The 26760-nt window shown below is 70.3% G+C and carries 19 protein-coding genes and 1 pseudogene; 11 read left to right on the top strand and 9 right to left on the bottom strand.

The genetic code is table 11. From position 1 onward, the window contains the following. Positions 1-147: 147 nt before the first annotated feature. On the bottom strand, positions 148-1884 hold the full coding sequence (gene cydC, locus AB0I94_RS34785) for a thiol reductant ABC exporter subunit CydC (protein ID WP_363313734.1): 1737 nt from the start codon (positions 1882-1884) through the stop codon (positions 148-150). Then, a complete protein-coding gene (gene cydD / locus AB0I94_RS34790; protein ID WP_363313735.1) occupies positions 1884-3629 on the bottom strand; it encodes a thiol reductant ABC exporter subunit CydD in 1746 nt (581 codons plus the stop codon). Before cydD ends, cydC begins: the two co-directional genes overlap by 1 nt. A 93-nt stretch (positions 3630-3722) precedes the next feature. On the opposite strand from cydD, the gene AB0I94_RS34795 reads away from it, so the two are divergent. From AB0I94_RS34795 to AB0I94_RS34820, 6 genes are all read left to right on the top strand, one after another. Beyond that, positions 3723-3989: a hypothetical protein gene (locus AB0I94_RS34795; RefSeq protein WP_363313736.1), complete on the top strand. Its 267-nt coding sequence runs from the start codon at positions 3723-3725 to the stop codon at positions 3987-3989. 1287 nt (positions 3990-5276) lie between these two features. Beyond that, complete coding sequence (locus AB0I94_RS34800; RefSeq protein WP_363313737.1) at positions 5277-5708, top strand: DUF2834 domain-containing protein; 432 nt, start codon at positions 5277-5279, stop codon at positions 5706-5708. Continuing rightward, a complete protein-coding gene (locus AB0I94_RS34805) occupies positions 5705-6493 on the top strand; it encodes a 2,3-dihydro-2,3-dihydroxybenzoate dehydrogenase (protein ID WP_363313738.1) in 789 nt (262 codons plus the stop codon). The genes AB0I94_RS34800 and AB0I94_RS34805 overlap by 4 nt, the downstream gene beginning before the upstream one ends. 37 nt (positions 6494-6530) lie before the next feature. Further along, entirely contained in the window at positions 6531-7193 is a 663-nt protein-coding gene (locus AB0I94_RS34810) for an isochorismatase family protein (protein ID WP_363313739.1), read from the top strand. Further along, positions 7187-9130: a chorismate-binding protein gene (locus AB0I94_RS34815; protein WP_363313815.1), complete on the top strand. Its 1944-nt coding sequence runs from the start codon at positions 7187-7189 to the stop codon at positions 9128-9130. The genes AB0I94_RS34810 and AB0I94_RS34815 overlap by 7 nt, the downstream gene beginning before the upstream one ends. 56 nt (positions 9131-9186) lie before the next feature. After that, positions 9187-10410, top strand: coding sequence for a 3-hydroxybenzoate 6-monooxygenase (locus AB0I94_RS34820; protein WP_363313740.1), 1224 nt, complete (start codon positions 9187-9189; stop codon positions 10408-10410). A gap of 25 nt (positions 10411-10435) precedes the next feature. Here the strand turns inward: AB0I94_RS34820 and AB0I94_RS34825 are convergent, their stop codons facing one another. From AB0I94_RS34825 to AB0I94_RS34840, 4 genes are all read right to left on the bottom strand, one after another. Then, positions 10436-11920 carry an NAD(P)/FAD-dependent oxidoreductase gene (locus AB0I94_RS34825; RefSeq protein ID WP_363313741.1) on the bottom strand — a complete coding sequence of 495 codons (1485 nt, stop codon included), beginning with the start codon at positions 11918-11920 and terminating at the stop codon, positions 10436-10438. Between the two features lie 18 nt (positions 11921-11938). Continuing rightward, positions 11939-12832 carry a 1,4-dihydroxy-2-naphthoate polyprenyltransferase gene (locus AB0I94_RS34830; protein WP_363313742.1) on the bottom strand — a complete coding sequence of 298 codons (894 nt, stop codon included), beginning with the start codon at positions 12830-12832 and terminating at the stop codon, positions 11939-11941. Then, positions 12826-13557, bottom strand: a complete 732-nt coding sequence (locus tag AB0I94_RS34835) for a methyltransferase domain-containing protein (protein WP_363313743.1) — start codon at positions 13555-13557, stop codon at positions 12826-12828. The genes AB0I94_RS34830 and AB0I94_RS34835 overlap by 7 nt, the downstream gene beginning before the upstream one ends. Before the next feature lie 169 nt (positions 13558-13726). Then, complete coding sequence (locus tag AB0I94_RS34840) at positions 13727-14998, bottom strand: FAD-binding protein (protein ID WP_363313744.1); 1272 nt, start codon at positions 14996-14998, stop codon at positions 13727-13729. 390 nt (positions 14999-15388) lie between these two features. Here AB0I94_RS34840 and AB0I94_RS34845 point away from each other — a divergent pair, with 390 nt between their 5' ends. The 4 genes from AB0I94_RS34845 (at position 15389) to AB0I94_RS34860 (ending at position 21285) form a co-directional block, all read left to right on the top strand. Further along, complete coding sequence (locus AB0I94_RS34845; RefSeq protein WP_363313745.1) at positions 15389-17596, top strand: helix-turn-helix domain-containing protein; 2208 nt, start codon at positions 15389-15391, stop codon at positions 17594-17596. A 3-nt stretch (positions 17597-17599) separates the two neighbouring features. After that, positions 17600-18157: an XRE family transcriptional regulator gene (locus tag AB0I94_RS34850; protein WP_363313746.1), complete on the top strand. Its 558-nt coding sequence runs from the start codon at positions 17600-17602 to the stop codon at positions 18155-18157. A gap of 549 nt (positions 18158-18706) precedes the next feature. Then, positions 18707-20485: a histidinol-phosphate transaminase gene (locus AB0I94_RS34855; RefSeq protein ID WP_363313747.1), complete on the top strand. Its 1779-nt coding sequence runs from the start codon at positions 18707-18709 to the stop codon at positions 20483-20485. Next, the gene (locus AB0I94_RS34860; RefSeq protein ID WP_363313748.1) at positions 20482-21285 is read left to right on the top strand and encodes a phosphatidate cytidylyltransferase; all 804 of its coding nucleotides are present in this window, start codon (positions 20482-20484) and stop codon (positions 21283-21285) included. The genes AB0I94_RS34855 and AB0I94_RS34860 overlap by 4 nt, the downstream gene beginning before the upstream one ends. Before the next feature lie 775 nt (positions 21286-22060). Here AB0I94_RS34860 and AB0I94_RS34865 read toward each other — a convergent pair. The 3 genes and pseudogenes from AB0I94_RS34865 to AB0I94_RS34875 all read right to left on the bottom strand — a co-directional run bounded on the left by AB0I94_RS34865 (position 22061) and on the right by AB0I94_RS34875 (position 25016). Beyond that, positions 22061-23675: pseudogene (locus AB0I94_RS34865) on the bottom strand (IS200/IS605 family accessory protein TnpB-related protein). Next, on the bottom strand, positions 23668-24243 hold the full coding sequence (locus AB0I94_RS34870) for an IS607 family transposase (RefSeq protein ID WP_363313749.1): 576 nt from the start codon (positions 24241-24243) through the stop codon (positions 23668-23670). The pseudogene AB0I94_RS34865 and the gene AB0I94_RS34870 overlap by 8 nt, the downstream one beginning before the upstream one ends. Positions 24244-24335: 92 nt before the next feature. Then, positions 24336-25016, bottom strand: coding sequence for a ScbR family autoregulator-binding transcription factor (locus tag AB0I94_RS34875; protein ID WP_363313750.1), 681 nt, complete (start codon positions 25014-25016; stop codon positions 24336-24338). A gap of 136 nt (positions 25017-25152) precedes the next feature. On the opposite strand from AB0I94_RS34875, the gene AB0I94_RS34880 reads away from it, so the two are divergent. Then, positions 25153-26265 carry a ScbA/BarX family gamma-butyrolactone biosynthesis protein gene (locus tag AB0I94_RS34880; RefSeq protein WP_363313752.1) on the top strand — a complete coding sequence of 371 codons (1113 nt, stop codon included), beginning with the start codon at positions 25153-25155 and terminating at the stop codon, positions 26263-26265. Positions 26266-26760 lie beyond the last annotated feature (495 nt).

Genomic DNA, 26760 nt, shown 5'->3' on the forward strand with positions numbered 1-26760 from the left:
GAAACGACAGGTGAAGCGGCGCCTGCCGGGCGGTGGCGAAAGCCGGCGGTGGCCTGGTCGGCGCCGATGCCAGACACGGGCGACGATCCGGCCGGCTCCGGCAGGAGGGCCGCCGGCTGCCGGCCGCCGAGTTCTGTCTTCGCTCACTCAGAGGCGGATGTGGCCCCGGTCGAGCGTGACGATCTGGTCGGCGCCGGTGAGGCCCTCTCGTCCATGAGTGACCAGGACAGTGGTGCGGCCACGGGTGGCGTCGAGGATGTCGGCGAGCACGGCCGCCGCCGTGTCGGGGTCGAGCCCCTCGGTGGGCTCGTCCAGGACGAGGACCGGCGGATCGGCGAGCAGCGCGCGGGCCAGCAGCAGCCGGCAGCGCTGGCCGCCCGACGCCTGGGCGCCGTCCTGGCCGATGAGCGTGTCGAAGCCGTCGGGCAGCGACCTGATCCAGTCCAGGATCCGGGCCCTGCGGGCCGCGTCGTCCAGCTCGGCGTCGGTGGCGCCCGGCCGGGCCAGGAGCAGGTTGGCCCGGATCGTGGCGTTAAAGAGGTGGGCGTCCTGCGTCATGCCGGTGATCGCGCGCCGCACGTCGCGTCCCGCACAGTCGCGCAGCTCCCGCCCGGCGACCTGGATGCTCCCGGCCTGGTAGGGGACGAACCGCATGAGCGCCGCGATCAGGGTCGACTTTCCCGAGCCGCTGGCACCGAGCAGGACAGTGCGCTGTCCGGGCGGCAGGTGCAGGCTCAGCCGGTCCAGGGCCGGTGGCCCTTCCGGCTGATGACGTACCGTCAGGTCTTTGATGTGCACGCCGAGCGGCCCGTCGACGCTCAGCACGGCGGGGACATCCGGCTCGGTGACCGGGGCCGGTGTGTCGAAGAGGTCGGCGAGCCGGCTCGCGCGGGCGCGCACCTCGGCGAGGCGGAACGCGGCAGCGGGCAGCGGCTCCAGGGCCTCGAAGGAGACCAGGACCAGGACCACGAGAACCGTGAGGTACACGGCCGAAAGACGCCCGTCACCTACAGCGCGCAGCGCGCTGTGGGCGACGGTGAGCAGGGCCGTGCCCTGGAGCAGCAGGAGCACGGCCGAGGCCAGCGAGGTGGTCCGGGCTCGGCGCCGCTCCAGGCGGGCGATCCGCAAGGTGGCGCGGCGAGCGCGATCGGCAGCGCGGCCCCGGGCGCCGTACGCGGCCAGGTCCGCCGCACCCTGCGTCAAGTCCACGACGTTCGCCGCGAGTTCGGCCCGTGCCGCCGCCTGTGCCCGCCCGGTGCGGTGGGACACGGCGAGCACCACCGCGGGGACGAGCAGGGCGGCCACGGCGAGATGCAGCGCGAGCAGGATGCCGGCCTGGGGCAGCAGCACCGTGGCCGTCGTGGTGGCGGCGACAGCGACCGCGGCGACGGCGGTGACCGGCAGCATGATCCGCAGGAGCAGGTCCTGGGCGGCATCGACGTCGTCGACGAGGCGGGTCAGCAGGTCGCCGCTGCGAAAGGCGGGCGTGCCCGCGGGAGCGAGCGGCACCAGGGCCCCGTACACCCGGCCGCGGAAGCCCGCGACGGCCCGCAGCACACCGTCGTGGCCAAGGAGCCGGTCGCTGTAGCGCAGGGCTCCGCGTCCCAGCGCCAGGGCGCGTACGGCGACGATCGCCAGGCTCACCGAGGCGATCGGCGGATGCTGCGCGGCCCGCGAGATCAGCCATGACGCGGTGGCCATGAGCGCGGCCGCGGCCAGCTCGCTGCCGGCCGCGGCCAGGGCGGCGGGCAGCAGCCTGCGCCAGTACGGCACCAGGTGGCGCGCCAGGCGCAGGGTCGGGCGGGCCCCGCCCGGCGGCCGGCCGGGGGAGGCGGCCGCCGGGCGGGAGTCTGCGCGGCTCAGGGCCGCCATGTGCAGGGTCATCAGGACACCGGCCTTTGGGTGGGCACCAGTTGGGGAGTCTCGAGGCGACCGGCCCGCACGGTGAGGATCCGGTCGGCATAGGGCAGCAGACTCGTGCGGTGGGCCACCACGATCGCGGTACGGCCGCGCATCAGGCGTGCGGTGGCGCGGGTGACGGCAGCCTCGCTCTCGCCGTCGAGGTGCGCGGTGGGCTCGTCGAGCAGCAGCACGGGGGAGTCCTTGAGGAAGGCGCGGGCGAGCGCGATGCGCTGGCGCTGACCTGCGGACAGGCCCGCGCCGTGCTCGCCGAGCGGCGTGTCGAAGCCCCGGGGCAGCGCCTGGATGAAGTGCTCGGCGTGGGCGTCCCTGGCCGCCTGGCGCACCTCGGCCCGGCTCGCGTCGGGGCGCCCGAGGCGGATGTTGTCCGCGACGGTGGCCGCGAACAGGTGCGGACGCTGGGGCACCCATGCGAGGCGGGTGCGCCAGTCGTCGGGGTCCAGGCACCTCAGATCGGTGCCGGCGACCGTGATGCGGCCCGCCGACGGCGTCACGAAACCGAGGAGCAGGGCGAGCAGCGTGGACTTGCCCGCGCCGCTGGGGCCGACCAGGGCGATGTGCTCACCGGGGGAGACGTGCAACGAGACGTGGTCCAGGGCGGGGGCGGTGCGGCCCGGAAAGCGGACGGTGACCTCGTGCAAGCGCACCAGGGCGCTACAGGCGTCGGGCGTCGGGGCACGGCGGCCGGCCGTGTGCCCGGCACCCGCCCCGTGCCCGTGCTCGTTCTCGTATTCCTGCTCCTGCTCCTGCTCGTGCTCGTGCTCGTGCTCGTCGAGGGTCGCGAAGACCTGTTCGGCCACCGTGATGCCCTCTGCGCTCTCGTGGAAGGCGGCGCCCATCGCCCGCAGCGGCAGGTAGGCCTCGGGGGCCAGGAACAGCACGATCAAAGCGGTCCGTAGGTCCACCGTGCCGTGCAGCAGCCGAAGGCCGATGGGCACCGCCACCAGCGCCACGGCCAGGGTCGCGACCGTCTCCAGGACAAGCGAGGAGAGGAACGCCACGCGCAGGGTGCGCATGGTGGCTCGCCGGTGGGCCTGGGCCATCTCGCCGATCTGCCGGGCCTGGTGTTCCTCGCGGCCGAACGCGCGCAGCGTCGGCAGCCCCGCCACGACGTCCAGGAAATGACCGCCGAGCCGGGCGAGCAGGCGCCACTGCCGGGCGGTGCGCCGGGCCGTGTGCTTGCCCACGAGCGCGCCGAAGAGGGGGATCAGCGGCAGCGTCACGACGATGATCAGCGCCGATGGCCAGTCGGTCACGAACAGCCAGCCAAGGACCGTGGCGGGCACCACGGCGGCGGCCGTCATCGCGGGCAGGGAGCCGACGACGTAGGGGTCGAGGGCATCGAGTCCGCGCAGCAGCAGGGTGGCCGTCGCACCATGGCTGCGCGCCGCCAGGCGCAGCGGTGCGGTGCGGCTGAGCCGGTCCGTGAGCCGGTCGCGCAGCTCGTGCTTGGCGTCGGCCGCGGCGCGGTGCGCGAGGACACCGCGTGCCCAGGCCAGCAGGGCGCGCCCGGCCACGACGGCGCCCAGCGCGAGGGGCAGCCCGAAGCCGACCGGGTCCCCGGTGAAGCCGTCGGCGAGGACGGTCGCCAGCAGGGTCGCCTGGGCCACGATGAGCCCCGCGGCGAGGAAAGCCGTGGCCGCGGAGCGCGTCAAGTGGCGCCGCAGCACCGGCAGTTCCCGCACCAGACGGCGTTCGACCGGTTTCATGCGCGCTCCTCTCAGGAGTGGCTGAGATGGCGGCTCCCCGGGTGTCCCCTGAACGCCCGCCAGTTCCACGCCGGGCGGGCGAGGATCGTGGGGATGAGCAGGACGCCCAAGACGCTGAGGATCTGCAGCGTGGTGTCGTCCGTACGGCGTGGCCGATGCCAAGGCCCCTGCCCGCCAAGGTGGTCAGCAGGTACGGGAAGTGGCCCGCACCCGGCCGAGGAGGAACGGCGCGATGGCGTCGAGGGCGGCGTTGTCGCCGCCGCGCTCGGCCAGGTCCTGATCAGCGCCGCACTCGGCATCGGCTCGATCCCGAAGATGTCCCGGCAGGCCGGCAGCGACGTCCATGTCCCGGTGGCCTAGGTGTACCTGGACGCCCTTGCCAGCCACCGGGCGCACCCCCTGGCCTGGCGCCGGAACGCCTGCCTCTCCCAATCCGCCCGGCGATTTTCGGGAGCTCATCACCTCCCGCCCGTTCATGACCCGCCGCACGCCCGATCCGCTCCACGCCACCTCGCGAGCTCTCTCCGAGGCGAGCAGGCCCGGGCGTGATGCGGTCCATGGGGGAGCCGTCGCTGCTCTGGGGCCCATGAGCGCTGTGCCGGCCGATCGAGGCGGCCACGCTCAGCTGGTTGGTCTGCTCGACCACGACGCGCCGGCCGGAGACCGCCTGCAGCACCTGGAGCACCGCCATCGCCTGCGCGCACTGCGCATGGCCGCTCGGGCCCGCGCCGGTGGCCGGTGCGCGGCCGGCCGCGGCGGCCACCCGGAGGCCCGCACCGCCGCTGGCGCCGGTGCGGGCGGCCCTCGTATCGAGGACGGTTCTGCGCTGGATCACGTCTTCCCCCGGGAAGTGCTGCGATGCGATGGATCGGCAAAGACCTGGACCCCGCACAGACTGCACAGCCTCGCTCCGGCGTCCCTGGAGCGGGACTTGAGTCCCGGCAACGGCCGGGACAAGATCCTTGACAGCGTCTACGGCGACCACTACCTGGTCGTATTCCCCGAAGGCGCCGGCACCGCCGCCCCCGAGGCCGCCCCGGCCGCCCCGCAGCCAAGCGCCGAACAGACCGTCCTCACGGCCCGCCGTCCGCAGCCACAGGCACCGGGAGTTGGCCGGGGCTGCCTCGAGCCAAGATCGCCGCCGCCGTCAAAGTGTCCGCCGGCGCCGTACACAAGACCCGCAACCCAGCAGCGACACCCGTCGACAGCTGACCCCCAGGGGCGGATCGCTACTTTGCGGCTGGTGTCTGAGCTAGGACATCCGGGCCCAGACGGTGTGGGCGATCCTCCTCTACCGGGCCTCGGGCACCATGCGGGGCCCCGCTCACATCGGCTGAGGACGACGCCTGCCAGAGCACGGGCGAGGGCGGCTCACGGGACGGCGTACGCGACCTCGCCGCCACGACCGAGGCCGCTGCCGGCACCTGAACCGCATGCCGACGCCCGCCCCGCCCCGCCCCGGCTCTGCGCCCCCGACCGATCAGCGAACGCGCCGGAGAAGCGGCCGCCCCCCACGCGACCTCCATCCGATTCCAAGCGCTTCTTGAGTGCGCGCACCGACCGTGGCGAAGGCGGCTCGTGACCGACGGCCGCGAGTGACTCCGGGTAGCGGCCCCTCAAGGCCGCCCGCTTCCAAGGGACAACGCGATGCGTCTTGTCGAAGTACAGGGAAGAGACCGTGCACTGTGCCTTCTGTACGGGCTGTCCGCCGTCATCGGCTTCGCCATCATGGGGACGATGGCCGTTGTCTTCGTCGTCCAGAACGCGGACGCCGGCTTCTTCGGCGTCATAGAGAACTTCCTGCGCGATGCGACATCAAACCTGGCGACCCAGTTCGTCTACGCCGATTTGGTGCTCGTCTGGGCGGCACTGGCCGCCTACATGATCGTTGAAGGGCGCCGGCACGGCATCCGGCATGTCTGGGCCTACATCGTCGGCGCCCCGCTGATCGCACTCATCGTGACCTACGGCCTGTTCATGCTCGTGCGCCAACTGAAGATCGCCGCCGCGCGCGACACGGGCGAGCCGGCAGACACCGCTCACCCGCTGCGTCCGGCGACGGCGCAGGCAGCACCGTGAACGACGCAGCGGAGCGAGGCGTCGCCCTGGTGACCGGCGCGGCCGGCAGCATCGGCACAGCCCTGGCACGCCTGCTCGCCGAACAGGGCACCCCGGTCGCCGCCGTCGACCTGGACACCGACCAGCTGTGGGACACCGCCGGCAAGCTCGCCGCCGAAGGCCTGCCCGTGCACGGCCACGCGGCCGACGTCACCTCACCCACCGAGGTCGAGGCCGTGGTGAGCACGGTGGAACAGCAACGGGGACCCATCGACTACCTGGCGAACGCAGCCGGAGTACTCCGCCTCGGCGAGGCCAGACACCTCAGCGACCAAGACTGGCGGACCACCTTCGCGGTCAACACCGACGGCGTGTTCCTGATGTCCCGAGCGGTGGTCAACCGCATGGTGGCCCGACGCCGGGGCGCGATCGTCACCATCGCCTCCAACGCGGCAGGCACCGCCCGCTGGAACATGGCCGCCTACGCGGCATCCAAGGCGGCCACGATCGCCTACACCAAATGCCTGGGCCTGGAGGTCGCCCAGTACAACATCCGCTGCAACCTCATCGCCCCCGGCTCGACGGACACCCCCATGCTGCACGGCATGCACCCCGACGGCAGCGCGGCCACCGCAAGCGTGACGGGCGACCCGGCCGCCTACAAGGTCGGCATTCCGCTGGGCAAGGTGGCCCGGCCGCAGGACATCGCCCACGCTGCAGCGTTCCTGCTGTCGGACCAGGCCGGGCATATCACGATGAACGCCCTGACCGTCGACGGCGGGGCCGCCCTCGGAGTCCAGCTGTAGCCGACCCTCCCCCCTTTTTTGAAAGGACCGCCGTCGCATGGCAGGCATACCGCCCATCGAGCCCTACCCGATGCCCGCGCCGACCGAGCTTCCTTCCGCGGTCGTCGACTGGCAACCTGACCCGCAACGAGCCGTGCTGCTCATTCACGACATGCAGCAGTACTTCCTCAAGCCGTTCCCGCAGCAGGCCTCGCCCCGCCTCCCGCTCCTGCACAACGCGGCCTCGCTGCGCCGGCGTTGCACACAATCCGGCGTCCCGGTCGCCTACACCGCACAGCCCGGCGGCATGAGCGCGCTGCAGCGCGGACTGCTCGGCGACTTCTGGGGCCCGGGGATGCGCACCTCGCCCGAGCACCGCCGCATCGTCGCGGGCCTGGAACCCGCAGGCGATGACTGGCTGTTCACCAAATGGCGCTACAGCGCCTTCTTCAAGACGGACCTGCTGCAACGCATGCGCGCAGCAGGCCGCGACCAGCTCATCATCTGCGGTCTCTACGCGCACGTCGGTGTGCTGATGTCGGCGATGGAGGCCTTCAGCCACGACATCCAGCCGTTCGTGGCGGCCGACGCCGTCGCGGACTTCTCCGCCGACCACCACCGGCTGGCGCTGCAGTACGCGGCCCAGCGCTGCGCCGCCGTCCTCCCCACGGCCCGGCTGTGCGACGCCCTCACGGCCGCAACGGCACACACGCCATGCTGACCGGCACCAACCCGCCCGCCGCCGGCCCCCGCGACGAGGAACCGGACCTGCTCGAGCGGATACTGGAGGGCACCGCCACCACCTTCGCCCTGCTGCACCGCCCGGAGGCCACCACCGGCAACACCCTGGAGGTGCTGCTGGGCGACGCGGCCGCCTACGCCACGCTGGCCGACCTGCCGTTGGGGGACGCGCCCGCCGCGGCAGGCGTCCACGAGCTGCTTGCCCTGGTGCCCTACCGGCAGATCAAGGAGCGCGGCTTCGCGGTCCTCGACGACCAGACGCCACTGATCGCGCTGAGTGTCACCGGGCAACAGCAACTGCCGCTCCCCGCGGCCCTGCACCGGCTGCCGAACGACCCCGTCAAGGTCGACTCCGACGGATTCGAGCTCTCCGACGACCAGTACGCCGACATCGTGCGCCGGGTGATCACCGAAGAGATCGGCACCGGAGAAGGCGCGAACTTCGTGATCAAGCGGGCGTTCACCGCGTGGCTGCCGGACTTCTCCGTCGTCGGCGCCCTGTCGTTCTTCCGACGGCTCCTGGAACGCGAGGCGGGCGCCTACTGGACCTTCCTCGTGCACACCCGCGACCGGATCCTGGTGGGCGCCACCCCCGAACGGCACATCAGCGTGCGCGAGGGCACCGCGGTCATGAATCCCATCAGCGGCACCTACTGCTATCCCCCCGGCGGCGCCACCTTCGAGGGCGTGATGTCCTTCCTGTCCAACCGGAAGGAATCCGACGAGCTCTACATGGTCGTGGACGAAGAGCTGAAGATGATGGCCCGCATCTGCCCCTCCGGCGGCAGGCTGATCGGCCCGTATCTGCGGGAGATGGCAAGGGTCGCGCACACCGAGTACCTCATCGAGGGGCGCACCGGCCAAGACGTCCGCGACATCCTGCGACAGACCCTGTTCGCCCCGACGGTCACCGGCGCGCCCCTGCAGAACGCAGCCAGGGTGATCAGCCGCCACGAGACGGCCGGGCGCGGCTACTACAGCGGCGTGGCAGCTCTCATCGGCAGCGACGCGTCAGGATCCCGGGCCCTCGACTCCGCGATCTTGATCCGGACGGCCGACATCGCGGCCGACGGCCGTTTGAGCATCGGCGCCGGGGCGACCCTGGTACGTCACTCCGACCCCCAGGCCGAGGCGCGCGAGACCCGCGCCAAGGCGGCCGGGCTGCTCACCGCCCTGACCGGGCCGGGCCCCAGCCGCTTCGCCGAGCACCCGCAGGTCCGCGCAGCCCTGGCCCGCCGCAACGAAACCGTCGCCGGATTCTGGCTGGACGCGGCGGACAGCCAAGGCTGCGCGGGCACCGAACTCGCCGGGCGCCGGGTCCTTGTGATCGACGCCGAGGACACCTTCACGCTGATGCTCGGCCACCAGCTCCAGGCCCTGGGCGCCGAAGTCACCGTGCGCCGCTTCGACGAGGCGTACGAGGCCACGGCGCACGACCTGGTGGTGCTGGGCCCCGGACCGGGCGATCCCAGCGACACGGGCCACCCCAAGATCGCAGCCCTCAGGGCTGCGGCGCACCAACTCCTCGCACAAAAGCACCCCTTGCTCGCGGTGTGCCTGAGCCACCAGGTGGTGAGCGGGCTGCTGGGCCTGCGTCTGCGCCGCCGCCCGGTCCCCAACCAAGGTGTGCAGCGCGAGATCGACCTCTTCGGACGCCGCGAGCGCGTCGGCTTCTACAACACCTTCGCGGCGCACACCAAGGACGAACACCTCGAGCACCCCCTGGCCGGCCGGGTGGCGGTGAGCCAAGACCCGCACACCGGCGAGGTGCACGGCCTGCGGGGCCGGCACTTCGCCACGGTGCAGTTCCACCCCGAATCCGTCCTGACCCAGGACGGACCTCGCATCATCGCCTCCCTGCTCCCCAACACTCTGCGGCCAGACCCGCTCCCCGCATCCGGGGCCGATGACGCCTGAGGGCGAACCGGGGCCCGCGGCGTCCGACAAGACGAGAAGGGACCAAGGACAGCGACATGGCACACGCAATCATCGCCGGCGGCGGCATCGGCGGCCTGGCCACCGCCCTTGCCCTGGCCCGCACCGGACACCACGTCACCGTCCTGGAACGCCAGGAAACCTTCTGCGAGACCGGCGCGGGCATCCAGCTCGGCCCGAACGCCTTTTACGCCCTGGACCTCCTGGGCGTGGGCCACGCGGTACGCGAGCGGGCCGTATTCATCGACGAACTGCGCCTCATGGACGGCACGACGGGCGAAGCGGTCGTCGTGATGCCGCTGACCGAGCGATACCGCAGACGGTTCCGCAACCCCTACGCGGTGGTGCAGCGCGGCGACCTCTACCAGCCGCTGCTGTTGGCGTGCCTCGCAGCCGACGCCATCACCCTGGTGCCCGGCGCCGCCGTACACGGCTACAGCCAGCAGCGCACCGACGTCAGCGCCCGCACCAGGGACGGCCGTGTCTTCACCGGCGATCTGCTGATCGGCGCGGACGGCATCCACTCGGCTGTCCGCGCGCAACTGGTGGGCGACGGCGCCCCGCGGGTCTCCGGCCACACCATCTACCGTTCGGTGATACCCATCGCCAGGGTCCCGGAGGAACTGCGCTGGAACGCGGTCACCTTGTGGGCCGGCCCGCGCTGGCACTTCGTCCACTACATCATCGGTGGCGGCGACTACCTGAACCTCGCCGCGACCATCGACGACGGAGCCCGGTTACCGGTGACGAGCCGCCACGCCCACCGGCAGACCGTCCTGGACCGTTTCACGCGCCTTGGCTCCACCGCGCGCCGTCTCCTCGAACTCGGCGAGGGCTGGCGGGAGTGGGTGCTGTGCGATCGCGACCCGGCCGGCTGCTGGACGGAGGGCCGGGTGGCCCTCCTGGGCGACGCCGCCCATCCGATGCTCCAGTACGCGGCCCAAGGCGCATGCCAGGCGTTGGAGGACGCCGTCGTGCTGGGAGCGGTACTCGCCGAGGTCACGGCAGCTGACGATGTGGCCCAGCGCCTGGAGAAGTACAGCGCCGAGCGAGGCGAGCGCACCGCACGCATCCAGCTCCTGGCCCGGGAGATGGGCACCCAGCTCTACCATCCGGCGGGCGAAGCCGCCCGGCAGCGCAATGCGATGCTGCGCGAGCTGTCCGAGGACGACCTGTACGGGAAGGTCGACTGGCTGCACGGCGCCCGGCAGTTCGCCCCGCACCTGCCATCGGGGGCACCGCACCCGGGGGAGGCGGTGTGATGCGCCCGGGTGCGGTGCCCCCGGATCAGAACCGGTCGTAGCGGTAGTCGTCGAGGTCGAAATGCCGGGCGCGCCAGGCCGCCTCGTAGGTGGAGGCGGGCCGGACGGCCGGCGCGTCCCCGTGCTCGTCGAGGTAGTAGCTGTTGGACGTCCGGCAACTCGGGTCGAGGAACACGGTGTTCTGCTGGCGGCGCAGCGCCTTGCGGAACGAACGGTCGTGTTTCTCCGGCCGGATGACCGCCTCGGTGGCCTGCCGGCGCCGGGCCTCGTTGATCACTCGCAGCGCGTGGGTGACCTGGTACTCGATCATGCCGAACCAGGAACCTCCGGTGAAGGAGTAGGGGCCCACGATGAACCACAGGTTCGGATATCCCTTGATGGACGTGCCTTCGTAGGCCTGGAAGCGTTCGGTCCGCCAGAACTCCCTGAGATCCCGGTCGCCCGTGCCGTGCATCGGGAACGGCGGCAGATTGTCCAGGACGTGGAATCCGGTGGCCAGGGCGAGCACGTCGAGCTCTTGCTGCTTGCCGTCCGCGGTGCGTATGCCGCTCTCGGTGACCTCCTCGATGGGTTCGGTGAGCAGTTCGACGTTGGCGCGGGTGAAGGCCCGCCAGTAGCCCTTGCTCAGGGACGGCCGTTTGCAGCCCACCCGGTAGGAAGGCGTGAACTTGCGCATCAACTCGCGGTCGCCCTTGACCTGGCGCCGCAGATAGAACTTGGATGCCGCTTCCCCGGCCCGCACCAGGAAGGGGAAGCGACGGTAGTGCACCATGGCGATCACGAAGCTGAGTTCCGTCATGAAGTCGGTGAGCAGCCTGACCGAGCGCTGCGTCCAGGGAGCCGCGGTGAACAGCCGCCGGACCGCTTCGGGCACGGCCCAGTCCGGCTTCGGCAGCAGCCAGATGGGAGTGCGCTGATAGACGTGCAGCTGCTTCACCCGGGAGGCGATCTCCGGAACCAGCTGCACCGATGAGGCGCCGGTCCCGATCACGCCCACGCGCCGTCCGGTCAGCTCCAGGGACTGATCCCACGCCGCCGTGTGCACGACCTTGCCCTTGAACGTGTCCAGGCCCGGGATGTCGGGCGTCTTGGGCTTGGTGAGCCAGCCGGTGGCGCAGATGATGAAGCGTGCCGTCAGCGAGCTGCCGTCCTCGAGGAAGACATGCCACACATGCGCCGATTCCTTGTACTCGGCCCGTACGACCTTGGTGCTGAAGCGCAGGTGCGGCCGCAGGCGGTATTTGTCGATGCAGTGCTCCGCGTACGCCTTCAGTTCCTTCCCGGGCGGAAAGAGCCGGGACCACGTGAAGGGTTCGCGGCTGAAGGAGTAGGAGAAGGCGGAGATGTCCACGGCGATGCCGGGGTATTTGTTGGCGTGCCAGCTGCCGCCGATGTCGTCCTGCTCCTCCAGGATCACGAAGTCGTCGATGGAGCTGTGGCGCAGTGCGATGGCCGCGCCGATGCCGGAGAAACCGGCGCCGACGACGAGCACTTCATGGTCGGGGGTCATCGGGTCTCCTCGACGGGGTCAAAGGGCCAGGCCGGCGGCCTGGAGGGTGCCAAAGGCGAGGAGGAGCAGGCACGTGTGCTCCAGTGCCGCAATCAGGTCCCGGCCGCCGGCCTTGCTCAGCACCCGGCGCACCGGGAAGACGGCGAAGGGGACCGCGCCCAGGACCAGCAGCGCCCAGGGGCGGCTGAGGGCGATGAGGAGCCCGGTGGCGAACGCGGCGGTGACACACGCCACGTAGAGCCGGCGCGTGCGCACGGCGCCGATGCGCACGGCCAGGGTGTTCTTTCCCGCGGCGCCATCGGTGGGTATGTCGCGCAGATTGTTGGTGGTGATCAGCGCGCAGGCGAGAAAGCCGACGGGCAGTGATGCGGCCACGGCCAGCGGGGGGACATGACCGAGCTGGATGTAGACGGGGGCGCAGACGAACACCACGCCGTGGAAGAGGAAGATGCTGAGCTCGCCGAACCCGTGGTAGCCGTAGGGGTGAGGGCCGCCGGTGTAGAACCATCCGCCACAGGCGCAGAGCACCACCAGGGCCAGGACCCACCAGGAGACGAGAACGGCCAGGACGGTTCCGGCCAGGGCGCCGATGAGAAACAGCACGGCCCCGCTGCGGAAGACCTGTTGGGGCGTGGCCTGGCCGGAGCCGACCAGGCGGGCAGGGCCCAGGCGGTGGTCGTCGGCTCCTCTGATGCCGTCGCTGTAGTCGTTGAAGAAGTTGGTGCCAAGGACGAATCCGAGCACGAACACCACCGTCAGGGCGGCGTGCCACCCGTTGACCCCTGACAGCGAGTGGCTGAGCGCCAGGCCCACGGCAAGCGGCGCGAAGGACACCGGGAGGGTCTTGAGCCGGGCCCCGGTCAGCCAGTTCTGCAGCCGGGTGGGGGCCGCCTGCTGCGCTTGGGTCAGCATTTGGTTCCCGCCCCGAGGAAGAGGACGGAGGTGGACTTGGTGGGGACCATGCGGACCTCCTCGCGCCGCCCGGCCACATAGCGGGCCATGTCACGCATCCGCGGGCGCAGCCCCTGCAGGGTGAGTTCCACCCCGTTCGCGCGGGCGGTACGGGTGAGCCGTTCCCGGTTGACGAACAGCCGGTGGTCGTGGGTGCCCCGGGGCGGGCGGCCCGGCAGCGGCAGGTTCTCGGCGAGAGTGATCGAGACGAACCGGGCGGCTGCTGTGTCGGCGATGGTGTCGACGATCAGCGTGCCGCCCGGGCGCAGCACCCGGCATGCCTCGCCCACCACGGCGTAGGGATCCGGTACGTGTTCCAGACACTGCCCGGCGGTGACGACGTCGAACGAGGCGTCATCGAAGGGCAGTTCGGCGATGTCGGCCCGCACGACCTCGTCGAAGCCGTGCCGCAGGGCTTCTTGGAGTGAGAGCTCCGAGAGGTCCACACCGGTCACGCGGTAGCCCCGGCCGGTCGCGTACGGGCCGAACAGCCCGCCCCCGCAGGCGACATCGAGCAGGCAGGCCTGCCTGTGACCTGGCCGCTGCTCGGCCGGGGGAAGGTGATCGGCGCGGGCCCGCGCGATCCAGCCCAGGGGGGCGAGTGCTCCCCGGGGGTCCCACCACTGATCGGCAAGACCGTCGTAGTCAGCGATGAAGTCCTTCCTGATCGCTGATCTTTCCACCATGCTGATCCCCTTCCAGCGGCGCACGGGAATGGGACTGGCATCTGGCACCGCCCGTCGCAAACTCCCGTATCGCGCTGGAGCCGTGGTGGAAACCGATTGGAATCGCGGACCGCCGGGCGCTGCCGGGGGCAGCTGGCCGCTGTCGTCCGCTGTCGTCCGCTTTCGGCTGTTACGGCCGCGGGCCGCCGAACGCGCGCTGGTTGAAGCGGGTCAGCGAGTGCTGCTCCCGCAGCTCCTCAAGACGCCGCAGTGCCGCGCCACCGTAGAAACCCTCCAGCAGGCCGGCGTCGAACTCGTGGGAGCCGTAGAGGTAGGGGCGGCCCTTGGCCTTCGCGCAGGCCGACAACAGCTGTCGCTGCACTCTCTTCGTCCCGGCCAGGGCACGGGAGTCGGAGCTGTCGACCGATGTGAACACGCCGACCCCGTACTGGACGGGCGCATCGAGCGCGGGCGCGAAGACGAACGGCGTCGCCGGCTGGGGGCGCTGGATGACCAGGAAGTACAGGCTGATCAGGGTCTGGGCCAGCGGAGGTTCATGGATCAGTTCCTCCAGCAGCCCCGTGATGTCATCGAGGCCGGCCTCGTCGAGGACGTAGTCGGCCCAGATGTTGGCCCTGGACTCGACATCGAGAAGGGGCAGCAGATGCTGATCGACTTCTTCGTGCAGCCGCAGCGGCAAGTCGGGTACGAGCTGCGCCTGCCCCGCCAGCCCGGTGCCGCCGGTTTCGGTGCCGCCGGTTTCGGACGCGTAGGAAACCTGCGAGTACCAGGAAGCGCGGTCGTACATGCCGAAGTACCCGCGGATGCCGGGATCCTTGGTGACCTGCTTCATGAAGCCCGTCAACTCGGAGAGCCCAGCATGCTGGACTCGGGAAACAGGTGTGGCCGCCTGATGAGGAACGGTGCGCAGCACAGCCCTTTTGATGAACCCGACCTGCCCGAGTCCGCCGAGCGCGTACTGGAACAGCTCGGAGTTCTCCCGGGGGGAACAGCGAAGAGAGCGGCCCGCTCCATCGATGAGTTCGATTTCCACGACCTGGTCGACCTGCAGGCCGCAGTGCAGGGACCCGGGACCGAACCCGCCGATGGACAACGTGCCGCCCACCGTGAGGTTCAGATAGCTGGGAAGGACCGGATTGGCGCGCCCGTGCTGATGGAGCCACGTCTCAAGTGCCAGCCAGGTGACGCCGCTTGGCACGTCCACCAGATCGTCCTGGCCCGTGAACCTCGGGGCGGCGCCCTCACGGAGATTGTCGAGCACCATCCCGGGGGAGAGGGTCTGAGTGTTGCAGGAGCGGCCCGCACCGCGAACGGCCATGTCCGTGCCCGACGCGGCCGCCCGTTTCATGATCTGCTCAGCGGTCCCGTCCTCACCCTCCCGCACCACCGCCTCAGGAACAATGACCGAAGTACGCCCGAAGTCTCGGCTGAATCTGTTCACCTGTTCACCTTTTCCGGGTAGCGGCACATTCCCCAACCGATGCGCGCCTGGCGCAACCCTGCAACCCGGCAACCCGGTACGGCTTGAGCATCGCTAAGTACTGGATTCATGCGCCACACACGGGGCGCGGCGGTGCAAGCACCCGTCACCTGCCCCGGAAGCCGCCGTGCTGGCGGCACACGACGCCTGCCTCGTGCGGTGCTCCGGCCGCCGCGCTGGAACTCCCGGTTCCAGGCCCCCTGGCCGGCGAGCTCCTGAGGGTGTGCTCACTGCTCGGGCCAGAGCCGGAAGCGATACGGACAGCCCGCCCGCTGAATGCGCGATCCGATGCGCGATTCACGTGCGATCCAAAGAGTGTTGGTCGTAGGGTGGCTCTCGGAGGTGACCTCTGTGTCCACTGAGAACGACCTGTTCAGCGCTGTCGACGCGCTGCTGGAGCAAGTCGCGCAGGACGATCTGCCTGTCCCTACGGAGCGCAAGCGTCTGCGAGAGGCAGCCGGCCTGAGTCAGGCGCAGATCGCCACGGCGCTGGACGCGCGCCGGGAAGCGGTGGGGAACTGGGAGAGCGGGCGGACCGATCCGCGCCCGCCGAAGCGTGCCGCGTACGCCCGGCTGCTGGAGGGCCTCGCCCAGCGGTTCCCCGCTCCGGCCGCCGACGCACCCCCCGCTGCCCCGGCACCCGTTGCCCCAAAGGCGCTCACCGGCCCGCCCCCGGAGCCGACCCTGGCGCCGTCCCCGGAGCCCGCCGCCGTCCCGCCGTCTCGCCCGACGGCAGCGGCGAGCACCGCCGTCAGGCCCGCCCCGTCGTCGCGGCGCCCGGGTACGCAGAAGGCGGCGGCGAAGAAGACCACGGCGGCTGCCGCCGACCCGCGCTTCGAGAACGGCCCGCTCGCGGTCATCGACGCCGACCAGGACGGGCAGGTGTCGGCGTACTGCGTCGGCGGCCTGGTCCTGGACGCGCCCGCCAAGACGATCCCGGCGCTGGTCGACTGGACGCTGACCGAGGCGCGGCTCGGCCAGGCACGACTGCACCGCAACGGCCGCGACGCCGACCCGATCCTCGTCCTCACCGCGTCCGCCCTAAAGCGCTACGGTCTGCCCGCCGCTCTGTCGGAGGAGGAGCGGCGCCACGGACGGCTCGCGGACAGCCACAAGGTGGTCAAGCAGATCGGCAAGGCTGGCCTCCAGCTCACCCAGCGCGGCTTCGGACCGTGGGCCCGCGTCTACCGCGAGCCCGAGGGCTCCAGGCGCCGCTGCGTCCAGCTGTGCATCCTGCCCTGGAACGCGCTGGACGCCCGAGAGTGGGACCGCAAGGACGACCCGCAGCTGCCGACGATGCACCCGGCCGACCTCGCCCGCTACCTCGGCCTGTATGCGGCACGGGTGATGACGCCGCGCGGCACCACCGCGACGACCGGACTGGAGCTGATGGCCGCGCTGCGCCCGCCGACCCGCGCGGAGAAGGACCCGGCCACCGGGGAGTTCCAGCGGGCCTTCAACGACGACGCGCTCACCGCCCTGTATCCGGTGGTGGAGTGTGAGGTTCCCGACGAACACCCCATCCTCAAGGGGAAGTTCGCCCGCCACCACCTGCGTACCCCGGCAGAGATGCTGATGGAGGAGCCCTACGACTGGTGCCGGCCGCTGACCGATGAGGAGTGCGTGAACCAGTTCCTGGTCGCAGTCGACATCAACATGTCGTTCGCCGCGGCTGCCAACGGGCTCACCGTCGGGTTGAACGGGCCGACCCACCTGACCGGCAACCCGAAGTTCGACGCGTCGCTGCCCGGCTCGTGGCTGGTCGACCTCTCGCACGTGGACCTGTCCCGGGTGCAGATCAACGGCCGCACGGTCGACGGCGACCGGCTGCCCTCGCCGTTCACGCCGAAGGGCGAGAGCCCCGAGGGCCCGGCCTGGTATGCCACGCCCACCGTGCAGTACGCGGTGGAACTCGGCTTCGACGTCGCCCCGCTCGAGGCGCACGTCCGTACGCAGACCGCCCGCTACTTGGACGCCTGGTACAAGCGGCTGCGCGACGCGTACATCGAGACGATGGCCGACCTCGGGGTCACCACCGACCTCGGGGGCCAGGAGTTCCTGGACGCGATGGCCCGCTCCAAGAGCGTCGACCCGACGATGGCGCTGCTGGCGACCGCGATCAAGGCGACGGCGAAGGGCGGCATCGGCAAGCTGCGGCAGCGCAGCCGGGGCCAGGTGCCGTACTACGAGCCCTACCCGGCGCTCAACCGGGAGACGTGGCGCCCCGACATCCGGGCCGCCGTGCTGGCCAACCAGCGGATCGGCCTGCACCGCAAGCTGATGAAGACGGCGGCCGCCGCCGACCTGTACCCCGTCGCCATCGGCACCGACGCGATCGTCTACCCCTCGCCCGGCCCGTCCCCGCTGGACGTCCTGCCGCACACGCCCGAGGGCAAGCCGGTGCCGGGCACGTTCCGGCTCGGCATCTCGCCGGGGATGGTCAAGCACCAGGGCACCCAGACCGTGCTGTGGGCGGAAGAGCAGTTCGAGGAGCGCGGCGGCGTCTTCAACATCTCCAACCTGATCAAGACCGACCAGAGCGCCGGAGAAGGGGAGTAACCGATGCCCGACTCACTCGGGGAGGGCCTGGACCGTGCGCTGGAAGGGGCGTTCACCCGCCGCATCCCGCAGAGCGCACAGGCGCAGATGAAGTACCTGGTCAAGCAGCTCAAGGGCACCAAGGCCGCCGCCCAGGCGCTCGGGATCTCCCAGCGCACCGTGGAGCGCTACGTGGTGGGCAAGCTCAAGCGGCCCCGCAAGGACCTCCGTGGCCGCCTGGAGCGCGAGGTGAAAAAGCGGTGGCAGCCGCAGGTCCGAGCGAAGGCGCGGAAGAAGGCGGCGTCCACGGACGGCCTGGTCGTCTCCACCCGCGCCCGCTTCGGGTTCACCGCCGCCGCGGGCACGACCGACGACGCCCGGATCCGCGACATCACCCAGGCCCTGCCCCCCGAGTGGGCCGACCGCCTGTTCACCGCCCACGAACAGGGCACAGGCGAACAGCAGCTCCAACAGATCGCAGCCGACGGCCTCGCCCAGATGTACTTCCGCGCCAACAACAGCCGCGCGCACGGCCTCGGGGTGGAGTTCACCGACGTGGAACAGCTCAACATCGAACTTTGATCACCTGCGGTGAGGACCTGCCCACTGGACCTTGTGATCCGGCCGCCCGGCCACAGCGCTGCCGCGCCGTTGCGGCGCCTGCCCCGCGCGTACCTACCGAAGTAAGACGTTCCGTTGCGTGGCAGACGGGGGGCCGGGCCGAGTTGGTGAGCGAACCAGACGGCGCTCTGGGCAGCGGCCAGGGGCAGCGTGACGCGCTGGGGAGCAGGCATGATCCACCTCGGACAAGGGACGCCGGGGTCGGCGGTCCGGGGCCCGGGCCCGGACACTGCGGCATCCACGGCGGCCGCGGGGCACCCAAAGCGCGGCCGGCCAGACGGTTCCGTTCACCGAACTCCTGCGGCGCCACCGTGACCGGTCCGGCCTGACCCAGCAACAGCGCGCGCACTTCGCCACATTGAGCGTCCGGGCGATACGGGACCTGGATCGGCAATGTCCAGAGACGGTCATGAGTACGCGTACTCAGGCGGACTGGGTTGCTCGGCCCTGTCGCGGCCGATCCGCGTTCCTCATGATGCAACGGTCCAACCCGCGTCGAAAGAGGTACTCATGGGCCGTGACCTGGAGCTGCGTGCTGCCACTCCGGAGGATCTCGAATGGATCCACGAACTGCGTCACCGGGTGTACGCACAGGAGTTGGGACAGCACGCGCCGGACCCGACCGGCTCGCTTCGCGACGGCCTGGACGGCGAGAACGTCTACCTGGTCGCGGCGCGAGGAACGGCCCGAATCGGCTTTGTCAGCCTGACTCCGCCGTGGGTGGGACGGTACGCGCTGGAGAAATACCTCACCCGCGACGAGCTGCCCCTGCTGACCGAGGACGATCTGTTCGAGATACGCATCCTCACGGTCGAACCGCGCTGGCGGTCCACCGCGGCGGCACCGCTGCTGATGTACGCGGCGCTGCGCTGGATCGCCGCCCGGGGCGGCCGCCGGGTGGCAGCGATGGGGCGCACCGAGTTGCTCGACATGTATCTCGCCGTCGGCCTGCGCCCGGTCGGCCATACCGTCCGCAGCGGCGCATTGACGTTCGAGGTGCTGAGCGCCGACGTGAGCGAGCTGACGAAGGTCACGATGGACCGTTACCGCACCACGCTGGCACGTCTGGGGTCCGAAGTGGACTGGCGGCTGGACGCGGCGTTCGCACCCCGGCCGGACGGCTGCGAACACGGCGGCGCCTCGTTCAGCGCCATCGGCGCGGACTTCCGCAGCCTGCACCGCCGCCAACAGGTAGTCGCCGCCGACGTGCTGGACGCCTGGTTCCCGCCGGCCCCCGGGGTACGGGCAGCGCTCACGGAAGACCCGGCCTGGGCCGCCCGGACCTCGCCGCCGACCGGCGCGGAGGGCCTGCTGGCGGAAATCGCCACGGCCCGGGCACTGCCGGCAAAGACGCTCGCAGTCGGCGCCGGTTCATCCGACTTGATCTTCAGGGCGTTCGGCCAGTGGCTGACCCCGCAGAGCAGGGTGCTCCTGGCAGACCCGGGCTACGGCGAGTACGCGCATGTCACGGAGAGAGTGATCGGATGCCGGGTGGACCGGTTCCGGTTGCGCCGTGACGACGGCTGGCGGATCGACCCGGCCCGGCTGTCCGCTGCCGTCGAACACGGCCGCTACGACCTCGTGGTGGTGGTCAACCCGAACAACCCGACCGGACGCCACATGCCGGCCGCCGAGTTGCGCTCGGTGATCGCCGCCGCCCCGGCGCGAACCCGCTGGTGGATCGACGAGGCATACCTGGGCTATGTCGATCTGACCGAGTCACTCGCCGACCTCGCCGCGACGGATCCCCGCGTAGCGGTCTGCACCTCACTGTCCAAGATGTACGGGCTGTCCGGCCTGCGGGCCGCGTACATGGTGGCCGAGCCGACCACCGCAGCGCAGCTACGCCGGTGGACGCCTCCCTGGCCGGTCAGCCTTCCCGCACAGCTGGCCGCGGTGGCAGCGCTGCGCGACCCGGCGTACTACAGCGACTGCTGGCTTCGCACCCACGCGCTGCGCGGGCAGCTGGCCGCCGACCTGGCCGGTCTCGACGAGACCGTGGTGGTCGAGGAGGCCGTGGCGAACTTCCTCACCGTGACCTTGCCGGCCGGCGGGCCCAGTGCCGCGCAACTGGTGAACGAGTGCCGCCGCCACGACGTCTACCTGCGCGACCTGTCGCCGTTGTCGTCGCAGTACCAGGGGCGCACCGTGCGCATAGCGGTCAAGGACACCACCGAGAACGCGCGCATCGTGGCCGCCTGCCGCGCTGCCCTGGACACACTGCGGCCGCGTCCGGCCTCGCTCGTTTCGACGGGCGAGAGCGCCCCCGCCGCCGGATCCGCTCGGTGACCACCGTGGCCTCCCTGGCGCCCTACCTCGGTGGGGCGCTGGCACTGGGCGGCATCGCGGCGGCGGCATCCCGGCGCAGGGAACTGCTGGTCCGATGGTGCGCCTGGGCGGTCGGGGTGCCATTGGTCACCGGTGCGTTCTGGCTCGGCCCCCCGGGCACCGCGGCCCTGGCCATCTTGGCCGGAGTGATCGCGGTGATGGAGTTCGGTGGACTGATGCGGCTGGGCCGGGTTGACCGGGTGGTGCTGGCCGCGGCAGTGACGGGCGTGGTGCTGGCCGCCTGGCTGGCGCCCGGCCAGGAACTCCGGGCGGTCGCGATCGGGGCACTCGCGGTGGCCGCGGTGCCGCTCCTGGCCGGCGACGCCGACCACGGTCTGCGCCGGCTCGGCGCTTCCCTGCTGGGGCTGGCCTGGCTGAGTGTGCTGGCCGCGCTGGTGCCGCTCGGCGCGAGCGCACTCGCGGTGTTCGTAGCGGTCTCGATCACCGACATCGTGGCGTACTTCGCCGGCCAACGGCTGGGAGGGCCACGGCTGTCACCACTGTCCCCGGCCAAGCGATGGAGCGGAACCCTGGCCGGATCCGCAGCCGGCCTCGGCGTGCTCGCCGTACTGTCCGCCCTGAGCTGGCCGATGGCGGTGGCGGTCGCGGTCGGCGGCCCGGCCGGCGACCTTCTCGAATCCATGATCAAAAGAGGTACGGAAGCCAAGGACACAGGCAACTGGCTACCAGGCTCCGGCGGCCTGCTGGACCGAATCGACTCGCTGCTCATAGCGCTGGCAGTCCTGCTCGTCCTGCGCTGACCCCCAATGCCCCTGCGCCCCGCGGGTTCTGCTGCTGGTAGCTGTGACGGAGCAGGGCCGCGACGGGGCAGGTAGTCAGGCCTGGATCCGCCGCGTCAACGAGCGCGAGGTATTGGTGCCGGTCTCGCCTCGGGTATCGGCTGCGGGGTGGGTTGGGTCCTGGGCCCGCCCGGCTGCGTGACTGGGGGTACCGCCGGCGGCTTCATTGGTGGCGCCACGGGAGCGGTGTCCGGAATCGGCGTGTCCATCGGCAATCGCCTCCAGGCCGCTCTGCCGCAATCGAGGAACGGAGCTGAAGCAGGACGCAAGCACACCGACCGGCATTGGGGTCACCTACCGTTGGACGTCCCGGAAGGGTTGAACCATCGGCATGTCCCGGCAGCTCAGGTCGTTGCAGGACAGCCGTCGGGGAAGGGCGCTGATACTGGTCGCTACGTCCCTTGCGATTCTCGTTCTCGGCGTCCTGATCGGTCCCGGGCAGTGGTTCGCAGCGGCCGGGGTGAGCCTTGTCCTGGCCACATGGATTGCTCTCGCCGCACGGGTCTAGCAGTACGCTCATGCCCCTTTGCAACGTGCTTGACGCTGGCAGGTTCTCTCGGCCGTGCTGCGGATCTGGTGCGCCCGCCCGACCACCGACGTCGAGACCGAGCCCTGGCGGCCCTGGAGTTTGCCTGGTTCACCGATGCGATGGCGTTGCAGTGCTCCGGCGCATTGGTGTGGGGGGAGGTCGTCGACGAGAAGGAGCCGCGGGCCACGGCGCAGTGGGGCACCGTTCCTAATCAGTGAGCAGGAGTGAGTCCTGGACCCAATCCTGGTCGACTGGCGCATCCCGAACGGTTGTGGATGCACTGGTCACCCGCGTTCTCGCCGCGTCCGGCGACACGGATCGTGTCCGTGGTCCGGGGATGCGGGGGCGGGTTTCCTCATGCCCGCGGGTGCCGTGTCCGGCCTGGGCGGTCCGATGACCCACACGATCGCTCTGGTCGTGTGGGGGCGGTGCCGTCCGTCGCCGGACACGGTGTCCGAGAGCGCGTCGCCCGATCGCGACGCCAGCGGCGTCGTGGCGGGTGGTCTTACGGTTCTTGCTGCTGAGGGGCTTTTGCCAGTGCTCGGCGCCCCAGCGGGAGGTGTAGGCGGGGTCGACGACGACGATGCTGATGCCGAGTTCGGTGGCCATGGACACGAGCCGTGCCCGCAGTTTGGCGACGGGCATGCCGGAGATCAGTGTGCGGAACCGCTTCCTGCGGCCGTGCTTCTCCCGTGTCTTGTCCGCGCTGAAGTCCAGGTCCTCGATCGCGATGGAGACGTCTTCGCGCCGTGCCCAGTGAAGGAGGCGGGTGAGGGCGTGCCTCACCTGGGCGTCCCGGCAGGTGGCCGGCCCGTCGAGGCTGTAGAGGAATCGGCGGGGCTCGCCCATCGGGTTGCCGTGCTCATCCAGACGCCACGCTGCGAAGTGGTCGGCGTTGGTGTCCACACCGATGAGCCCGTTCGCCCTGGCCACGGCCAGGGGAACGGTCTGGACCGGGGGGATCGTCCACGACGCGGTGAGGTACCAGCGGTCCCGGTCCACGTCCAGGTGGATGCGGTAGGCGACAGCACGGTTCGCCGACACGCGGTCGGCTCACACATCGCCGCGGTGCCGGAAGTTGATCCGGCCGTCGAGCACGCGTTGGCCAGGTGCGCCAGCGGAGCCGGGAGCTTGATGTCGATCTCGCCGTCCAAGCTGACGCGGATGGTCTCGTTCCCCAAACGCTTCCCCGACTCCCCATCTGCCTGGAGGAACCAGCGACCGGTATCCCAGCGCCTGCGCCACTCGTCCTCGGTGAGCTGGGCAGCTTCGAGATTGTGGCGGCCTCGAGCCAGTCGCTTCCCGCCCCGCACCACGTGCACGACACCGGCCTCACGGTCGGTCCGCTCACGTTCCAGCCGGTCTTCCAGCACGCGCAGGCGCCGGGTCTTTTGGAACCACTCCTGCTTCGTGCGGTAGCCGCCGGGCGCCCGCTTCGTGCCCTTCTGCCCGACCGGCTGGGACAGGCGGTGCGCGATCGTGCGCACCCCGGCCTCGAGGTTGCCGATGTGGGCCAGTTGGGCGCGGCGCGCAAGGCCCCACTGGTCGTGGGTGGCCTTCGTGATACTCCCGGCCCAGCGGAGGACGACTCCTCGCTCAGGGCCCGCTTGCGCTTGGCCCACTGGCCGCTGTCGTGATCGGTACCCGCCCGGCAACGTGCCTTGAGGTCGGCACAAGCCAGCGAACCCAGGTGTGCGCCCACCAGGGGCAGCACCTCACGGTCCCGCTGGGACATGCCCTTGATGCCGGTGCGGATCGCCACCCCGGACGGGCCTAGCGCAACGAACGGCGTCCCGATCGTGCGCAGTGTGGAGTCAGCCATGCCCGGCGGCCTCCAGAGCCTTGCGGGCGCGGTCCTTCGCCGACCGGCGACCGTACAGGCGAGCACAGAATGAGGTCAGCACCTCCACCATGTCGCGCACCAGGTCGTCTTCGACCTCGCCGTCATCAAGGACCACCAGGCGGCGCCCATGTGCGGACAGGGCGGCTTCGACGAGCTCGGTGTTCATCCGGCCCATCCGGTCCTTGTGCTCGACCACCACCGTGGTCACGTCCGGATCGGCCAGCAGCCGCCTGGCTTTGGGGCGGGCACCGTTCATACCGGATGCGATCTCCACCTCCACGCGCACCACCCGGTGGCCAGCCTGCGCCGCCCACCGGGAAAGCCGGGCGACCTGCCGTTCCAGGTCGGTCTTGTGGTCATGGGAAGAGACACGGGCATACAGGCCCAGCCCGCCGATCGCCTCAGGTGCGGCGTTGACCCCCACGTTCACCAGGATCGTGCGCGGGCCGACCCGCTGAGCCGGTACCGGCAGTGTCCCCTCGCGGAACCAGCGATACGCGGTCTGCGGATGCACTCCCTGCGTCTTCGCCCATTCCGTGAGGTTCATGCCCTGACAACGACACTCGCTCATGCATGGTTACGCTCACTCACCCGACTTTGAATAGCAGCAGTTGAGGACCCCGCTCCGAAAGATCATCCTCAAGTCTTTCGGCACCCCTGTACCGAGGGGCAGGTCCGCAACGCGTCGTGGCAGGACGGCAGGACTGTCTCCGCCACTTCCAGAACTCGCTCGGCGATGTCCTGGCGGTCGTGCAGGACCCAGGAAATGTGCTGAGTTCCAAAGAAGGCGGAGACGATCACCCGCGCGAGAGCGTGCGGCGGAGTGGAGTGCTGTAGCTCGCCCAGCGCTACAGCCCTCTCCAGCCAGGTCCGCACCAGACCTGTGTAGTCCTGGAAGGGCACTGGGAGGTCGATGCCGATCAGCGCGCTCTCGATCTGTAGCCTGGCGCCCGCCTGCATCATCGTGTTGTCCCGCAGCGCTAGTGCCGTGCGCATCAGCAGCTCGGCCACGGAGGCGATAGGGGAGAGCCCGAGTTCCTCCACGCTCTCCGCGATGGCGGGCAGCCGTCGGTAGAACTCCGAGGTGACGGCGAGTGCGAGAGCCTCCTTGTTGGCGTAGTGGAAGTACACCGCGCCTTTCGTCATGCCCGCCAGCTGCGCCACGTCCAAAATCGTGACGGACGGGTACCCCTTGTCGGCGAACAGCTGGGCGGCGGCGTGAAGGATGGTCTCCCGCGTCCGGACGGCACGCTCCTGCTTGAGTTCTTTGCCGTCGGCGGCAGTTGCCATGCCGCTCGGGTCACTCGAGGCAGCGCTCATCGAGGGGCTCCAGACTGGTTAGTGATCTTCGTCGCACACAGAAGGGGTTGCTCACAGAATAAACCTTCTCGAAGGTAGATTTATGAGCGGCCGACCCGAATGGGTCGACTGGATGCTTGCACGGGGGAGATGGCGCATGCAGCAGTTCCGGGAAAAAGTCGAACTAATGGAACAAAAGGGACGCAGTGTTGCTGTACGGGAGCAGCACGGCTTGACCTTCCAGCAGGCTATTCCGCGGTACATGGTTCACCGTGCGGCCGTGGCGGAGGTCTTCGTTACCGACGCGGTGTTTCTTGGCGGTGACCGCTTCCTGGTTGGCGCGCAGTGGCCTCGCGACCATGCGCTCTACCACCCGGACGCAGAGGGGCGCAGTGACCCCCTGCTGGTGGCTGAGACCATCCGTCAGGCACTCGTGTACCTGGCGCACTGGCACTATGGAGTGCCGCTGGCCCACCGTTTCGTAGGCCGTGACATGGACTTTGAGATTACGGACTCCGATGCGCTGCGCATCGGCACGCAGCCACTCCCTGTGGTCCTGGATGCGCGTTGGGTCTGGGTGGACAACAGGCCGCCGCAGCGGTACGGGATGCGGCTGGACGTGGGGCTGAGCGTCGGGGGCAGGGAGTGTGGTCGGGGCAGCCTGCAGGTGATGGCCGTCGACGACAGAAGGTATGAACTGTTGCGCGGGCGTGCTAACGCCTCGTCCGGGGCCGCCGTCCCCTCGTCCGCCGGGTCGCTGGCCCAGGTGCCGGAGAGTCTGGACCCGTCTTTGGTCGGCCGGTTGCGCACTAAGGACAGCGTCGTCGTCCCCGGAAGCTCGCCGGGGCAGTGGCGGTTGAAGCTGGACCTCGACCACGCGATCCTGTTCGATCACCCGACGGACCACGTGCCGTTGATGGTGATACTCGAGGGCGCCCGTCAGTTGGGTCATGCTCTGGTCAGCGGTCATGGCAACTCGCGCGGTGACCGGTGGGTTTCGCCGGTCTTGGTGTCTGTGGCTATCGACTGTCTGGCCTTTGCCGAACTCGACGAGCCGGTTCACCTGGTCGTCCAGGAGGAAGAGGTGACGGAGGCGGAGAACACCGGAAGGATGACAACGCCGGCGCGCCTGATGGACGGCTCGCGTGGGCGCCGCCTGCGCATCGAGGCCGTGCAGGGCGGCAGGCCGGTCGCTGTCGTCCAGAGTGTCTGGGGTGTGCGGGAGGTCGAGTCGCCCCGCTCCAGCGAGCAGTCGGCCGACCACGGCTGACGGCTGTGACCTTGCCTCCCTTGGGAGGGCAGTCGGTCGCGGTACATGGACCCCCTTGTCCACGGATTCCATGGAAGCTTCGACAGTGTGAGCAGTATTAATACCTGGGAGAAGGTATTTAAGCAACGCTCTCTCACTTCTTCTCAAGCGCCTGCCGCTAGCTGACTTGGCCCCGAAGGCTGGCGCGCGCGTACAACGCGCCACCCACTTGGGGCGACTGCGACTTGCGTCTGCCCGCATAGCAACGTCTCACGTGCCTTGTCCGACAGTTTTTCCGCCCCTGTTGTCCGCCGATCACGCACCGCTGCCACTCGAAGGAGCACCCCTTGGTGCCAAGCCCCACAGTTCTGTCCGGCGTCGCCCCTTGCGCGCCGATACGGTCGGCGCCCGGATTCGTGCGAGAGGAGTTGCTCCGTGCGGCCGCCGTCGCAGGCCGTGCCGCACGCGAGGCTGACAGGGAACGCAGGCTGCCTGCTGAGTCGCTGGCTGCGCTTG

The sequence above is a fragment of the Streptomyces sp. NPDC050147 genome, from assembly GCF_040660195.1.
Classification (GTDB): domain Bacteria; phylum Actinomycetota; class Actinomycetes; order Streptomycetales; family Streptomycetaceae; genus Streptomyces.